Here is a 15,452-nt window from a genome sequence, read left to right on the forward strand (position 1 = left end):
TATAAGGAGGAAGTATAATGGTAAATGGGTTAGAACAATTATTTATTTCAAATGAAAATTATGATTTGTTTTTAAAGGCAGTGGAAGAAAAATTGAGTGACGAAAGTAAGTTACCCATTGTCTTAGAAGAACTAAAAGAAAAAATAGAAGAGGGTATTAAAGATCTAGACATTCAAGAAAATGACAAATGGAATATATTAACGGTTGTGTTACCTAGTCAATATTTTTCTCCACAAGATGTCTTTATTTGTGATGTTCATTTAATTAAAGAACCAAATGGCAATGTGATGGTGAAATATTAAAAAGGTTAGTCAATTATTGGCTAACCTTTTTTGCTATACTATATATAGAAATAAATAATCGAGAAAGGGTGGTAATTAATGACATCAATGGAGGAAATAAACGAATTTAGAAAACAACGTGGATGGCATCATGAAAGCAAAGAAAAAGATTTGGCCATTTCTATTTCCTTAGAGGCGAATGAACTATTAGAATTATTTCAGTGGAAAGATAATTCAGAGGCGATTAAACAAACTGAACGTCTTGAAGAAGAATTAGCAGATGTCTTAATCTATTCATATACTTTAGCAGATAAACTAGGATTTGATATAGATGAGATTATTGCAAAAAAACTAGTGAAAAATGCTCAAAAATATCCAGTGAAGTAATTGTTTAAAAGTATGTCTTTTTAATCGTTTGCGTTATAATAAAAGAGTAAAATAAAGGTATTGGAGGAGAAGTAGATGTTTGAACAAAAGAAAGTGTATAAAAGTTTAGAAAATAGACAGTTTACTCCACAAAGCTTGCTACAAGAGTTGTCCGATTTAAAACAGTTTGAGTTTGATAACGTTTCTTATACAGGGATTAGTTTAAATATTGAAATGTTAATTACACAGTACTTACGTGATGATAAATTTCGATTGATTGAGGCAAAAGGTGGTTTGGCTAAAAAAAGTTATGATATGTGGTATCATGATTTATCATTGGCTATTGAGATTTTTAATCATTTTGCCAAGTACACAAAAGAAAATTTTGAAGTCTACTTGAAAGAATCTCATAAATTTGAAGAAGAAACGGGTTTTTCAAACACTTCTAAAGAATACAAAGATTATTTTGAACAGGGGAATTCAATGTATTTTCATGACATGTTACATATTGTGTTTGATTTATCTAGAAAAATTGATTTAAGTATAGCTGATTTTGAAGAAGCGCTAGTAGCAGACGGTGAAGATGTGAATCAATATAAATTACCAGAAAAAGTTGTTTTTGAAGGAAAAGAAATAAATTAGAAAAATAAAATAAGAGAAAATAGATTATTGACAGAAATTATTACTTATTATATAGGTAGTAATTGCTTCGATAGTCTATTTTTTTAGAAAATGTGAAAAAAATATGAAGTTATTTATTGTTTCATATGATGCGAAAAAGGACTATTAAGACTAATTGTAATGAAATAAAGAAAAAAATGTGCGTTATTTATGAAAAAAACCCCTATTATTTATTGACTACCTTTTTTGAAGATGCTAAACTATCTGTTGTAACCAATAATTATAAAAAAGGGGAGTTAATTTCAATATGAAAAAGAAAACTATCGCAACATCATTACTTGCTATTTTAGTAAGTACATATGCTACTCCATTTGTTTCTAACGCAGAAACAATTTCTGGAGCTACAAAAGACACAACAGAACAGGTGGCACCAACAGCTGAATCAGAAGCACCAACAACTGAATCAGAAGCAGCACCAACAGCTGAATCAGAAGCACCAACAACTGAATCAGAAGCACCAACAACTGAATCAGAAGCACCAGCAACAAAAGATGAAGTAAAAGCACCAACAACAAAAGAAGCACCAGCAGCAAAAACTGGAGCTCAAACACGTGATTTATCAACACATATTGAAAATTATAGAGCTGAAGTAAGAGCTAATATAGAGTCAGCATTTAAAAATAAAGAAATCACAGAACCTCAATATTTAGCTTTATTATCAGATTTAATATCAGCAGCAGACGGTGATGCTATTGAAGCAGTTGCTGATCAACTTGAAGCAGATAAAGCTACAACTTTGACTGCTAATAATCAAGCAGCAGTGGATGAAGCGAAACTTGATGCGGATAATAAAATTCAAGAATTAATTGCTACAGGTGATGTGGGTAATTTAACATCAGGACCAGCTAAGACAGCTCAAAATGCTGTTAATACTGCATACGGATTATATGATGGAACTAACAAAGATAAAGTTATTTCAGATATTGAAGCTGCTGTTGCTAAACTTCAAGCGCAAGCAGATGCTAAAGCATTGAAAAGAGCTCAAACTGCAGCAAAAAATGAATTACCAGGTTTGGTAGCAGATGGTAAATTACCTTCAGCGGATTACTATGATACGTTACAAAAAATTGAAGCTGCAACAACAGTAGCAGAAGTTGAAGCTATCATGGAAGCTATTAAGAATCCAACTAATGGTGGTGGAACAGAAAACCCTGGTGGTGGAACAGAAAACCCTGGTGGTGGAACAGAAAACCCTGGTGGTGGAACAGAAAACCCTGGTGGTGGAACAGAAAACCCTGGTGGTGGAACAGAAAACCCTGGTGGTGGAACAACTACTACTTTAGATCAAGCTAAACAAAGTGCCAAAGACGTACTATTTACTTGGTTATCTTATGGACAAATTAATGACAGCCAATATGTAAATGGAATTAACGCTATCAATGCTGCAACAACTCCTGAAGAAGTTCAAGCTGTTATCGAGGATATTAAAAACCAAATCGTTGAAGAAGTTCAAAATACATTAGCTCAAATCAAACAAGATGCAAAAGATCAATTATTTGCATGGTTTACTGATGGATCATTAACTGCTCAAGACTATGCTTTCTACTTAAGCCAAGTTATTGCAGCACAAGATGCTGAAGAAGTAGCAGCAATTATCGCAAATGCTGATCAACAAATCAATGAAAATGGAATGCATTTTGACTTAGAAGCTTACAAAGAAGAAGCTCGTAACCAATTAGCTACATGGTTAGCTGGTGGATGGATTACTGAAGATCAATATTGGGCATACTTATCATTAGTTGATGTAGCGCAAGATGCTGATGCAGTAGATGCAGCTATCAACCAATTAATGGATGAAATCCACAATGCTGATACGTTAGAAAACGCACAAAACAATGCGACAAACCAATTAATTTCTTGGTTAGCTGATGGCGTTATTTCTGAAACACAATACTATACTTACTTACAACACATTGCAGATGCAACTAGTGTAGAAGAAGTTAATAACATTATGCAAAATCTTTTAAATGAACTTGGCTATGGAGCTGATTCATTAGAATTTGTACAAAATCAAGCAACAAATCAATTAGTTGCATGGTTAGCTGAAGGTTCAATCACAGAAGCACAATACTATACTTACTTACAACGTGTTGCTGATGCAACAACAGTAGCAGAAGTAAATGCTATCTTAGATGAATTAAAAGCGATTATTGAAGGAGATGTAGAAGACGTAACTAACAAACCAGTTGGTACACCTTCTAACACAAACACTAACAATAATACAAACAACGTTTTAGTATCAGTAACAACTACTGAAAATGGTGGTAAAAAAGCAACAGTTACTACTAAAGAAGTTGTAAAAACTACAAACGCTAAAAAAGCTGAATTACCAAAAACTGGTGAAACAAACCAAAACTTAACAGCATTAGGATTAATGTCAGTGGCATTAGGTTCATTAGTTGCTGTACTTAAAAGAAAAAGAAGCTAAGGATGAATTAACGTGAACGATCAAAATGAGTTAGATAATGTTACATCAACAGAAAATACGACGTTTGATAATAATGTCAATAATGTGGGAGATAATAGAGCAAATGGCTCTAAACCACCTAAAAAATCAAAAAAAGGTTTTTGGATAATTTTGATAATTCTTATCATAATCGGTGGAGGAGTATTTTACTATATGAAAGATTCTTCATCTAGTAAAAAGGATGAAAAAGCAACAGTGGTGTCTACAACGTATTCATTGAGTAAAGAAGACGAAGACAAGATATCTGAAGTTGTAACCGAGATTACTAGTTTTTATGAAGATAGTAAACGAACTAAATTGAAACAAGATATTGATACTTCAAAATTAAAACCTTTGAAGAAAAATATCGACTCTGTTTCAGATGAAACTTTAAGAAAAGAATTTTTAAGGTTATATAATCAATTAGAAACAGATATCAAGAAAGGTTCAACAACTGATACTAGCTCATTGGAAAGTTCTTCAAGTTCCTTATATTAAAATTTTAGACTCAGAAATTTCGATTTCTGAGTCTTTTTTTGTGTTATTGACAAATATTCTTGTGGATGCTAGATTTACATTATATGAATAATCATTGGAATAGTAGAGGATCGTTTTAATTTCAGAGAGGAATCAGTGTATTTGGTGTGAGATTCTATTAAAATCCCTTGAACCTACCGTTATACATCGTTTAGTTAACGTTATCAACTGATTAAGTTGTAAAGTATGATTCTACTTTAAAGCAAGGTGGTACCGCCTAATTTGGTCCTTGCAAAGTAGAGTCTTTTTTTTTGTATAAAAATAGATGGGGGAAGAAATAAAATGGTAAAAAAACAAGGTTTTGTCAAACAAATTACAAGTAGAGATGATGATTTTGCAAAGTGGTATACAGATGTCTGTCTTAAATCGGAATTATGTGATTATTCTAGCGTGAAAGGGTCAATGGTTATCCGACCAACAGGAACGGCCATTTGGGAAAAAATCCGTGCTGTAGTGGATGCCAGGTTAAAGGAAACAGGGCATCAAAATGTGATGATGCCACTACTTGTTCCAGAACATTTATTATTAAAAGAAGCAGAGCATGTTGAGGGATTTGCTCCAGAAGTTGCTTGGGTAACAATGGGTGGTGAAACAGAATTAAGCGAACGCTTAGCGATTCGTCCAACATCAGAAGTGTTGTTTTGTGAGCATTTTAAAACAGTGATTCATTCTCATCGTGATTTACCAGTATTGTATAATCAATGGGCGAATGTTATGCGTTGGGAAAAAAATACTCGCCCATTTCTACGCACAACAGAATTTTTTTGGCAAGAAGGTCATACCTGTCATGTGAGTCATGAAGAAGCAGAAAAAGAAGCGTTAATGATTCTTGATATGTATGTAGATGTTTGCGAAAATATTTTAGCTATCCCCGTAGTAACAGGTGTTAAATCAGAAAGTGAAAAATTTGCTGGAGCAGAAAAAACTTATACAAATGAAACCTTGATGTATGATGGAAAAGCCTTGCAAATCAATACCTCTCATCATTTAGGAGATCACTTTGGTAAAGCGTTTGACATCACTTACACAGATAAGGAAGGAAAAGAGCAATTTGTTTATACAACATCATGGGGACTAACAACACGTACCATTGGTGGAATGATTATGGTTCATAGTGACGATCGTGGGTTAGTATTACCTCCACGAATCGCTCCAACACAAGTTGTCATCATTCCTATCGCTCAACACAAAGAAGGTGTCCTAGATAAAGCAGACGAATTAAAAGGTATACTATCAGATGTGGCAACGATTAAAGTAGATGATAGTGATAAACAACCTGGCTGGAAGTTTAGTGAAGCAGAAATGAAAGGTTATCCTATTCGTATTGAAATGGGACCTAAAGATATTGAAAATAATCAAGTTATTGTTGTACGACGAGATACCTTAGAAAAAATGACGGTGCCTTTTGATGACACATTGCCAACAGTTATCTCTGAATTATTAGAAATCATTCATCATGACATGTTAGCTAAAGCACGAAAACGTCAAGAAGAAAAAACACGTGTTGCCACAACAAAAGACGAGTTTAATCGATTAATTGAAGAAGGTGGATTTGTATTAGCACCATGGTCAGGTGATGAAGCCGTAGAAGAGTTAATCAAAGAACAAACAGGCGCTACGTCTCGTTGTTGGAGTTTTGACCATCAACAAGATGATTTAACAGGGTTGAAAGATTTATGGAATGGAGAGCCTGCTAAGTACATGATGCACTGGGCAAAAGCTTATTAATAATAACAAAAAGACAGTCACCTAAACAGGTGCTGTCTTTTTAAAATGTGTGGTTAATCGCTTCTATAAATTCAAATGTTCCGTTATCAAAAGCAAATTTTAAAATACAACAATTTGAAAACGAGATGGATGCTACTTTTTCGTACTCTAACCATGCTTGAATAAACAAATACATCGCACCACCATGGCTAACAGCCAACACAGTATCTTGTGGATCATTTGTCATAACATCTGTTAGAGTGTCTACCATTCGTTGTTGGACATCTTTAGACGACTCTCCACCATATAGCACAAAAGAGTCTCCAAAAGAAGTTTCCCCTTCTTTTCGTTTAGGGTTGAGCCGTTCACTTTCGCCTTCAAATAAACCAAAATTCCATTCTTTTATTCCTTTTAATCGTGTATATTCAGTATGTCCGGCGATGATTTCTAGCGTGTCGCATGCTCGTTCTTGAGTAGAAGAATAAAATGAATCGATGTTGATATTGTTGTCATCAAAATATTTTTTAGCGATAGTTGCCTGTCTAATCCCTTCATCTGTTAATGGAGAATCACAAGCTCCTTGCACCTTGCCAAGTTGGTTAAACAGTGTTTGACCGTGCCTCATTAAATAAAGTGTCTTTGCCAATTAACATCAGTCCTTTCTTTAATAGGTAATTAGTCAAATAAAAAAGGTGTCGCTTGTACGTTTATTTCTTCCTTAGTAAAAGGATGAATGAGATGGAGAGATTTAGCATGTAATTGAAGTCTTTTTGCATGCGAAGTTGGATTGTATAGTGGGTCACCGATAATTGGATGATGAATACTTTCCAAGTGAACACGTATTTGATGTGTGCGACCAGTATCTAATTGGCATTCTATTCGCGTTGTGTTATTTAATCGCTCCATGACTGTTACATGTGTAATGGCTTTATCTCCTTTTTTGGAATCAATGACTCGTTTCCTACGATCGTGGCGATGACGTCCGATAGGTTGATTGATTGTAAAGTGTGTCTTTTTTATTAAACCGCTTACCTCTGCTTCATAATATCTGTTTATCTCTTTTTGTTCAAGTAATCTACCTAAAACTGGTAATATGACAGGATTCTTTGCAAATACAATCGCCCCACTGGTTTCCTTATCTAATCGATGGACAACATATGGGAGTTGATTTTTAGGCTTTAAGTAAGCAGCAAGGTCATTTAATAATGTATCGGTTTCTTGTGGTTGGTTTGGATGTGTTTTTTGTCCGTAAGGTTTATTCACAATGATTAGATGGTCATCTTCCCATAACACATTAATAGCCTTGGCATTTCCAGGAATAATATGAGGAATTGTGTAATCATCTTCTTCAAAGATTAACGTAATCTTATCTCCAGACTCGACAGTTTCGTGAAACATGACGGGAGAATTATTTTTTAACACATTTTTTCGTGTTCTAAGAAAATGTCTTACTTTTCTAGGGATAAGCCACTCTGTTTCTAATAATTCTCGAACAGTTGTTTGAGTTGTTGTTGAAGGTAGAATAATAGACAGCTGCATATAGAGACTCCTTTTTCTAATTTAAACGTTTTTTAAAAATTATCATGTAGTAATTTAATCTTTTAATGGTATATTAAAGTGACTTATGAAGATAAGTCTTTAGACGTATCAGTTATTTCTGATAATATGATACACTAAATTTATAAAATTTAATAGAAAGGACATTATCATGGAACAAATTAAGAAGTATTTTGAAGTGATAAAATCCTGGTTGATACGGTTTGGTACATGGTTGAAACCTTACTGGCAAACATTTCGCGTACATCAAAAAAGAATATGGAAAAAATATCATATTAATAAAATCATTTTGTTAGTGACGTTAACCTTTATTTTAGTCACTAGTATTTATTTATTCTATTTAGCTAAAAGTATGAATGTATCAGGATTAAAAGCTGGACTGGAACAATCAACAACGATTTATGATAAAGACGGAGACGAGGCGGGTAAACTCCGAAAAAATGGTGGGACGTTTGTAACGTTAGAAAATATTTCACCATATGCAGTGGATGCCTTGATTTCAACAGAAGATAGGCGTTTTTATAAACATAAAGGCTATGATGTAAAAGGGATTATGAGAGCAGCTGTTCGAAAAGTAATTCGACGAAACAACAGTGGTGGGGGAGGAAGTACCATCACGCAACAGCTAGCTAAAAATGCTTTTCTAGATCAACAACAGACATTTACTCGTAAAGCAAAAGAGCTTTTTCTGGCAATAGAGCTTGAAAAAGAATACTCAAAAGATGAAATATTGGAAATGTATTTAAATAAATCTTACTTTGGTAGTGGGGTTTGGGGAATTCAAGATGCGTCAAAAAAATATTTTGGTAAAGACGCTAAGGACTTAACGATTGATGAAGCTGCGGTATTAATTGGTGTGCTGAAAGGCCCTAGTTTGTACAATCCGATAGATCATATGGATTATGCAGTAAATCGTCGTAACACGGTGTTATCAGTGATGGTAGATAATGGGAAGTTAGATAAAGCAACGGCAGATGGGTTGATGAAAGAACCAATTTATTTAACGGACACATATGTTCCTGACAAAGATACCTATAAATATCCTTATTATTTTGATGCGGTTATTTCTGAAGCGACAGATAAAACTGGCCTAACAGATGCTGAAATTTCAAATGGTGGCTACAAAATATATACTGCGTTAGATCAAGTGTATCAACAAGGTATGGACCAAACGTTTGCAGATGACAGCTTATTTCCCCCAACAGCATCAGATGGTGAAATTGTAGAAGGAACATCAGTTGCAATTAATCCTAGTTCTGGTGGTGTGATGGGGATTGTTGGTGGACGTGGTGAGTACACGTATCGTGGTTGGAATCGTGCGACTGACTCTTATTTATCACCAGGATCAACAATGAAACCTTTATCTGTTTATACACCGGCATTAGAAGCAGGATATAAACCAGACGACATGTTAAAAGATGAAGAATTACCTTATTATGATGTGCATAATTTTTCACGTACGTATAGTGGTGAAACATCTATGACGAATGCCTTGATTCATAGTTTAAATGCGCCGGCTGTTTGGTTAATGCATGAAATTGGCATTGATAGAGGGTATAAAAAAGTGGAACAATTTGGTGTTAAACTAGATGAAAAAGATAAATACTACGGTTTAGCGTTAGGTGGGCTAACCAAAGGAGCTAGACCGATTGATATGGCAAGTGCATACACCGTATTTGCTAATGAGGGAGTTAGAAACGAAACACATTTTATTACCAAGATTGAAGACTCACATGGTGTGATTATTTATGAAAATCAAAAGCCAAAATCAACACGAGTGACAACACCTGAAGTAGCAGAAGAGATGACGAGCATGCTTCAAGGGGTTTACAGCACAGGAACAGGGGCTGCGGCTCAGCCATATGGTTATCAAATAGCTGGAAAAACGGGAACGACTGAAAATATCAACGCGGATGGCATGTCGAAAGACCAATGGATGATTGGTTACACCCCAGACGTGGTAGTGGCAACATGGATTGGTTTTGACAAGAGTGGACCAGATCATTACTTACCAGGTAATGACAGCAGTTATATCTCTAATGTTTTTAGAACCGAAATGCAAAGCATATTAGGAGCATCACCTAATACCCCATTCCCAGTGCAAGATGCAACACAATCAACCGATTATATCGATAATCAAGAAAGCGATACAACCACTAATGGAAAATTAGATGGAATAGGTGACACGCTAAATGATGTTGGTGGAAAAATTAAACAAGGTGCAGACACTGTAGGGGATGGCATTAAAAAAGGATTAGATAAAGTAGGAGAAGCTTGGCAAGGGATTTGGGGCAAGGTAACTCAATAAGAGTAGGCTTTTTCATTGAAACATGTTACAATATTAAGAGAATAAATTTCTATTTAAAGGAGCATATATATGTCAAATAATATTTATGATAGTGCCAACCAAATTGAACGTGAAATTCGCCAAATGGATGAATTTTTAGCATTAAGTGAAGCGTTTGATGCAGTGAAAGCAAACGAAGAAGCGTTTGAATTATTCAAAGCGTTTCAAGAATTACAAATGACATTGCAACAAAAACAAATGCAAGGTGAAGAATTTTCTGACGAAGATGCTCAAAAAGCACAAGAAATGGCAGAAAAAGTTCAAGAAGAAGCATTGATTCAAGATTTAATGCAAAAAGAACAAGCATTTAGCATGATTGTTAATGACTTAAACCGCATCATTATGCAACCAGTTCAAGATTTATATACGTTAGACTAATCGACACAATAATGGGTGGTTAAGCAAGGAGCTTAACCACCTATATTTTTTATAGAACTTATTCTTATTAATCATTATGAATAGTTAAAAGGAGTGTGGCACATGAAATTTATTCATATGGCAGATTTACATATCGATCAACCTTTTTCTGGTATTACAACAGAAGATGTAACCTTTCAAAAAGAGATACAGAAAATAAATTATAAAGTATTTGAAACAATTGTCGATGATTGTATTAAGGAATCAGTTGACTTCTTATTAATCGTTGGCGATACGTTTCATCAAGCAACGTCATCTATCTACACACAAAAATTCTTGATGGATCAGTTTAAACGTCTAGAGAAACAACATATTAAAGTCATCATGTCTTTTGGAAATCATGATTATTATACAAAAAATCGTTATTGGTTTGAATGGCCCGAAAACGTGGTATTGTTTGACAAAGAAGAGGTAACAACTCATGTTTTACAACTGAAAAATGGGCAAAGTGTCTCCATTAGTGGTTTTTCATATGAACACCAATGGATTACAGCCAATAAAGCATTAGAGTACCCAAATAGAAGTAATGAAACAGATTATCACATCGGTTTTTATCACGGTGAGGTAGCTCAAGAAGGAAAATATGCCCCATTTCGTTTATCTGATTTAAAATCAACGTATGATTATTGGGCATTAGGACATATTCATAAGACAGAAGAGTTAATGGATAAGCCGTTAACTATTTACCCAGGAACTCCCCAAGGACATACGAGAAAAGAACGACAAACGAAAGGTGTCAGCTTGGTGGAAGTAAATGGCTCTAGCGTGTCTCAAAGATTTATCGAGGTAAGCAAAGCAACATGGGTGCAACAAGACATTTCATTGAAAGAAACAACGCGAGCAGACCAATTAACAAAAATTGAAAAAGAAATCATGGCAGCAAAATACATGAAAGAAGTAACTTTATTAGTCGTGAAATTAAGCCCATCTTCTGAAGAGGGGTTAAGCGAGTTGCTTCTAAATAAAGAAGAGATGCTAGGATACCTTCAACGCCAATTGTTGAGAAAAACATCCTATTATATTTGGTTAGTGGATATTGTCATTGAACCAATTGAGATGGATCAACTTATTATGGGATTTGATTCAAGTTTAGTCGATGATTTAGCACAACACTTTTTAAATCGTAATGAATTTTATGATGTGGCAAAAGATATTGTGCAACAGCCAGTCATTGGGGCAAATATTGCATTTGATGAAGAAGACATCACACGTATTGTTGAAGAAAGTAGCCAGTTGGTGAAAGACAAAATGATTTTTAAAAATGGAGTAGGCCAATGAAAATAAGACGATTATATATTAATGGATTTGGAAAATTTAATAATCAAGTATTTAATTTAAAAGAAGATAATCAGCTCATTTTTGGTGATAATGAATCAGGAAAATCAACGCTGTATCATTTTATACGCACCATTTTATTTGGATTTCCTAAAAAACGTGAAATGACACGTGATTTTGCACCAGTAGAAGGCGCAACATATGGTGGTCATTTAATTATTGATCATCCAGTTCATGGGGAAGTTTATGTTGAGCGATTTAAAGAAAAAAATAAAGGACAAGCGTATGTGCGCCTTGAAGATGGCCAAGTAGGAGATGAACGACTCTTAACAACTATTTTATCGCCCTTAACACGAGAAGTATTTGATGAAGTGTTTAGCTTCCAACAAGAACAATTAGTTGAACTAAATGAGTTAAATGAAGTGAGATTACAACGCTTATTATTAACAGTTGGATTAACTGGTAGTGAACGATTAACGGCCATATCAAATGACTTTTTAAAAGATCGACAACAACTATACAAACCTTCTGGACGAATTCCGTTATTAAACCAGCAATTAAAAGAATTTAATCGTCTAGAGCAAAGCATTCGTTTGGTAGAGGAGCAAGAACAAACTTACCGAAATAAATGGAATCGACGAATAGAGTTAGAAGAATTACTGGAAAAAGACCGTAAAGAATTGGAAGATAGTCATTCTTTAGAAAAAACATTGTTAGAACAACAAAAATATTTTCCATTATACACTGAATGGCAAACGTTAAATAGTGAAACTGGTGGCAAAAAAGAAAAAGATGCGGCGGCAACTACAACCGTTAAAAGTGTATCAGATGCCTTGCAGGAATATCGTTTCTTAACGAAAAAAGAAACAGAACTATTAGAAAATCAAAGTGAAATTATTCAAGATATCACCCCAGCTGTTCAGTTTTACCTTGAAAATCAAGAGTTGTTTGAACAATTATTAGACGATCAATTAAGTGTTCAATCGATTAGTGAGCGTCAAGACGTGATGCAACAGCAACTAGAAGCTTATACATCAAATAAAAAAGAATTATATGAGAAATATCGATTGTCAGATGCATTACTTGATGTGGTGATTGAAGAAAAAGAAGAAACCTCTCTAAAAGAATTAGCAGAAGTTGAAGAAGAATTACTTCGTAAACAAGTCATATTATCAAACGAACAAAGTCGATTATCGATTCGTCAACGTAACTTGGATAAAGAATTATCTAAATCAGAAAATCAGTTGGCTATTCCTTCTGCATCAGTTGATGAGGAACCGTTAGAAGACAGTCCATTTTTTGACTCATTCACGATAAAAATGTTCTCAGGTCTTTCGATTGCGATTGCTATCATGATGCTACTGCTAGCCATTGTATTAGGTGTATCATGGTTGTATGTGGTTGTCGTGGTTTTTACAGGGTTAGGCGTTTACGGTTTGATGAACGCTTCTAAAGCACCAAAACCTTTATCGGTGACACCGGAAGAGGCTAAATCATTGTATAAACAACAATTAGGTGAAGCCGATCAATTAGCCAGTGAGTTACATGAATTAGAAAAAGAACTGGCAAGTTTTGAAGAGCAAGAAGCATTAGTGAAAAAACAAAAAGAACAATGGGCAACAGCATATGGTTTTCCGATTAATGAAACAGTTTCGATGTGGTTAACCACACTACCTGTTTTCAGTCAGCTACGCGACATTCAAAAAAATGAACAAGAGATGCAACAACAACTTGAAACCATTGATAAAGCGATTAGTTCTTATAAAAAGTCTCTTTCTTTTGCTAAAGAATGGATTCCTTTAGAAGGGAAAAGTATTCGTGATAGTTTCAAAGAAGTTAAACAGTTTGTTGAAACACAAAAAGAAGCGATTAATCGTTTAGAAGGTAGCGAAACAAGCAATATTCAAAGTGAGCTATCCTCTATTCGACATCAAAAAACATCTTGCCAACAGTTGATTAATCAATTAATTAATCAACATGAGTCGACACCAATTGATGTCGCAAAAGAATGGTTGAATCATCAAGAACAGCTAAATCAAAATGCTAAACGATTAGGTGAGTTAGAGAACCAGTTAGATCATGTCTTTGATTTAACAAAAGAGTACAAATTACTTTCAATTAATCGTGAAGTGATGAAAATAAAAGAACTCCAAGATAATCTTAAAGATAAACAACGAGACTATCAAACAGAGTGGCAACAAATTGATTATGATATGAAGCAAATGGAAAAAAATGGGTCACTAGATGATTTGAGGCAAGAAAGAGCCACTCAATTAGCAAGAATTGAGGAAATGACAGAACAGTGGCTAACGTTGCGTTTTTCTGAAGAACTGGTTCAACGATTGTTCCAATATTTATCAGACCAACAATTACCAACATTGTTGGGGACTGTAACAGGGTATTTCAATTTATTGACGAATAAGAAATATCATAAGGTGTTGGTAAAAGAAGGCCAATTGCTAGTAGTAGATACAACCCAACATTCCTGGACAATTGATCAATTGTCTACTGGGACAAAAGATCAGTTATATATGGCATTTCGTTTAGCCTTTATTCATTTACACAGTGAAGATTATGGCTCACCAATTATTATAGATGATGGTTGGTTGCATTTTGACGATTCTCGTAAAGCAACATTGTTTAAATTGTTGGATATGTTAGGTAAAGATAATCAAGTTATTTGTTTAACGTCGGATAAGACTATGAGAGAGTATTTTAAAACAAAAGATCAATCTGTTTTGGTTATTGGAGAGGAAGAAACAGCATGAAAAAATTAAGAGAGCTTTCTGTAGATGAAACATTCGAAGCATTTGTCTTATTAAAAACAGCAGACGTTCGAGTGGCAAGAAATGGGAAAAAATTCATCGCGTTTACATTCCAAGACAATTCCGGCACGATAGATGGTAAGTATTGGGGAGCATCAGAAGAAGACATTGAGCAATTTACGACGGGTAAAGTGGTATTTTTAAATGGTAAACGTGAGTTGTATCAAAATATGCCGCAAGTCAAAATTCTTCATATGCGCCTAGCTAAAAATGATGAACCCATTGATCCATCATTATATATGGAAAAAGCACCGATTGATATTGATGAAATGAAGCAGGAATTTAATGATTACTTATTAGATATTACTCAAGCCAAATGGCATCGTATTGTGCGTCATATTTTTAGTAAGTATCAAAAAGAATTTTTTGAATTTCCAGCAGCAAAACGAAATCATCATGCGTTTGCAGGAGGATTAGCATTTCATACGTTAACCATGTTACGCTTAGCAAAAGCTGTATCGCAAGAATACACAGAACTAAATCCGTCTTTGTTATATGCGGGTGTTATGTTGCATGACTTGGGGAAAGTACATGAACTTTCAGGCCCTGTTGCAACAGAATACACACTAGCGGGAAATTTATTGGGACATATTGTGATGATTGATGAAGAGATAACAAAAGCTTGTTTAGAACTAAACATTTCTGAACTGGATGAAGAGGTACTCGTTCTTAAGCATGTTGTATTAGCACATCATGGATTACTGGAGTATGGTTCACCTGTTAGACCTAAAGTTATGGAAGCAGAAGTATTGCATCATTTAGATAATTTAGATGCGTCAATGCAGATGATGTTAGGGTCGTTAAAACAAGTAAATCCTGGAGAGTACACTGAACGTATTTTTGGATTAGACAATCGTAATTTTTATTTACCAAATATTTAAAAAAAGAGGCTGACCCAAAAGTCTACCAAAAAAGAGTAAAAGGAACAAAATTATTTTTGATTTTGTTCCTTTTTTTGACGAAAAAAATAGCACTTTCCTTTATAATTAAGGTGTCTAACCAAATAAAAAGGA

Annotated in this window: 13 protein-coding genes; 11 read left to right on the forward strand and 2 right to left on the reverse strand. The window is 34.4% G+C overall.

Annotation, left to right across the window (positions count from 1 at the left end):
* Positions 1-17: 17 nt before the first annotated feature.
* From CBF36_RS09640 to proS, 6 genes are all read left to right on the forward strand, one after another.
* Positions 18-302 carry a hypothetical protein gene (locus CBF36_RS09640; protein WP_125958238.1) on the forward strand — a complete coding sequence of 95 codons (285 nt, stop codon included), beginning with the start codon at positions 18-20 and terminating at the stop codon, positions 300-302.
* Between the two features lie 78 nt (positions 303-380).
* A complete protein-coding gene (locus tag CBF36_RS09645) occupies positions 381-668 on the forward strand; it encodes a nucleotide pyrophosphohydrolase (RefSeq protein WP_125958239.1) in 288 nt (95 codons plus the stop codon).
* 75 nt (positions 669-743) lie between these two features.
* A complete protein-coding gene (locus CBF36_RS09650) occupies positions 744-1,289 on the forward strand; it encodes a hypothetical protein (protein WP_125958240.1) in 546 nt (181 codons plus the stop codon).
* A gap of 286 nt (positions 1,290-1,575) precedes the next feature.
* Positions 1,576-3,756 carry an LPXTG cell wall anchor domain-containing protein gene (locus CBF36_RS09655; protein WP_125958241.1) on the forward strand — a complete coding sequence of 727 codons (2,181 nt, stop codon included), beginning with the start codon at positions 1,576-1,578 and terminating at the stop codon, positions 3,754-3,756.
* A gap of 12 nt (positions 3,757-3,768) precedes the next feature.
* Positions 3,769-4,272 (forward strand): hypothetical protein, encoded by a 504-nt coding sequence (locus CBF36_RS09660; protein WP_125958242.1) that lies wholly within the window; start codon positions 3,769-3,771, stop codon positions 4,270-4,272.
* A 321-nt stretch (positions 4,273-4,593) separates the two neighbouring features.
* Positions 4,594-6,039 carry a proline--tRNA ligase gene (gene proS, locus CBF36_RS09665; RefSeq protein ID WP_125958243.1) on the forward strand — a complete coding sequence of 482 codons (1,446 nt, stop codon included), beginning with the start codon at positions 4,594-4,596 and terminating at the stop codon, positions 6,037-6,039.
* Between the two features lie 40 nt (positions 6,040-6,079).
* On the opposite strand, the gene CBF36_RS09670 is transcribed toward proS, so the two are convergent.
* Both CBF36_RS09670 and CBF36_RS09675 read right to left on the reverse strand, forming a co-directional pair.
* Positions 6,080-6,643, reverse strand: coding sequence for a histidine phosphatase family protein (locus tag CBF36_RS09670; protein ID WP_125958250.1), 564 nt, complete (start codon positions 6,641-6,643; stop codon positions 6,080-6,082).
* A 50-nt stretch (positions 6,644-6,693) separates the two neighbouring features.
* A complete protein-coding gene (locus CBF36_RS09675; protein WP_125958244.1) occupies positions 6,694-7,557 on the reverse strand; it encodes an RluA family pseudouridine synthase in 864 nt (287 codons plus the stop codon).
* A 169-nt stretch (positions 7,558-7,726) separates the two neighbouring features.
* Between CBF36_RS09675 and CBF36_RS09680 the strand changes: the two genes are divergently transcribed.
* The 5 genes from CBF36_RS09680 to CBF36_RS09700 all read left to right on the forward strand — a co-directional run bounded on the left by CBF36_RS09680 (position 7,727) and on the right by CBF36_RS09700 (position 15,320).
* Positions 7,727-9,883, forward strand: coding sequence for a PBP1A family penicillin-binding protein (locus CBF36_RS09680; protein ID WP_125958245.1), 2,157 nt, complete (start codon positions 7,727-7,729; stop codon positions 9,881-9,883).
* 69 nt (positions 9,884-9,952) lie between these two features.
* On the forward strand, positions 9,953-10,300 hold the full coding sequence (locus CBF36_RS09685) for a YlbF/YmcA family competence regulator (RefSeq protein WP_125958246.1): 348 nt from the start codon (positions 9,953-9,955) through the stop codon (positions 10,298-10,300).
* A 102-nt stretch (positions 10,301-10,402) separates the two neighbouring features.
* A complete protein-coding gene (locus tag CBF36_RS09690; protein WP_125958247.1) occupies positions 10,403-11,617 on the forward strand; it encodes a metallophosphoesterase family protein in 1,215 nt (404 codons plus the stop codon).
* Positions 11,614-14,382 carry an AAA family ATPase gene (locus CBF36_RS09695; RefSeq protein WP_125958248.1) on the forward strand — a complete coding sequence of 923 codons (2,769 nt, stop codon included), beginning with the start codon at positions 11,614-11,616 and terminating at the stop codon, positions 14,380-14,382. Before CBF36_RS09690 ends, CBF36_RS09695 begins: the two co-directional genes overlap by 4 nt.
* Positions 14,379-15,320 carry a 3'-5' exoribonuclease YhaM family protein gene (locus CBF36_RS09700; RefSeq protein ID WP_125958249.1) on the forward strand — a complete coding sequence of 314 codons (942 nt, stop codon included), beginning with the start codon at positions 14,379-14,381 and terminating at the stop codon, positions 15,318-15,320. The genes CBF36_RS09695 and CBF36_RS09700 overlap by 4 nt, the downstream gene beginning before the upstream one ends.
* The last annotated feature ends 132 nt before the right edge of the window (positions 15,321-15,452 follow it).

It is taken from the genome of Vagococcus bubulae (assembly GCF_003950315.1).
GTDB lineage: Bacteria > Bacillota > Bacilli > Lactobacillales > Vagococcaceae > Vagococcus > Vagococcus bubulae.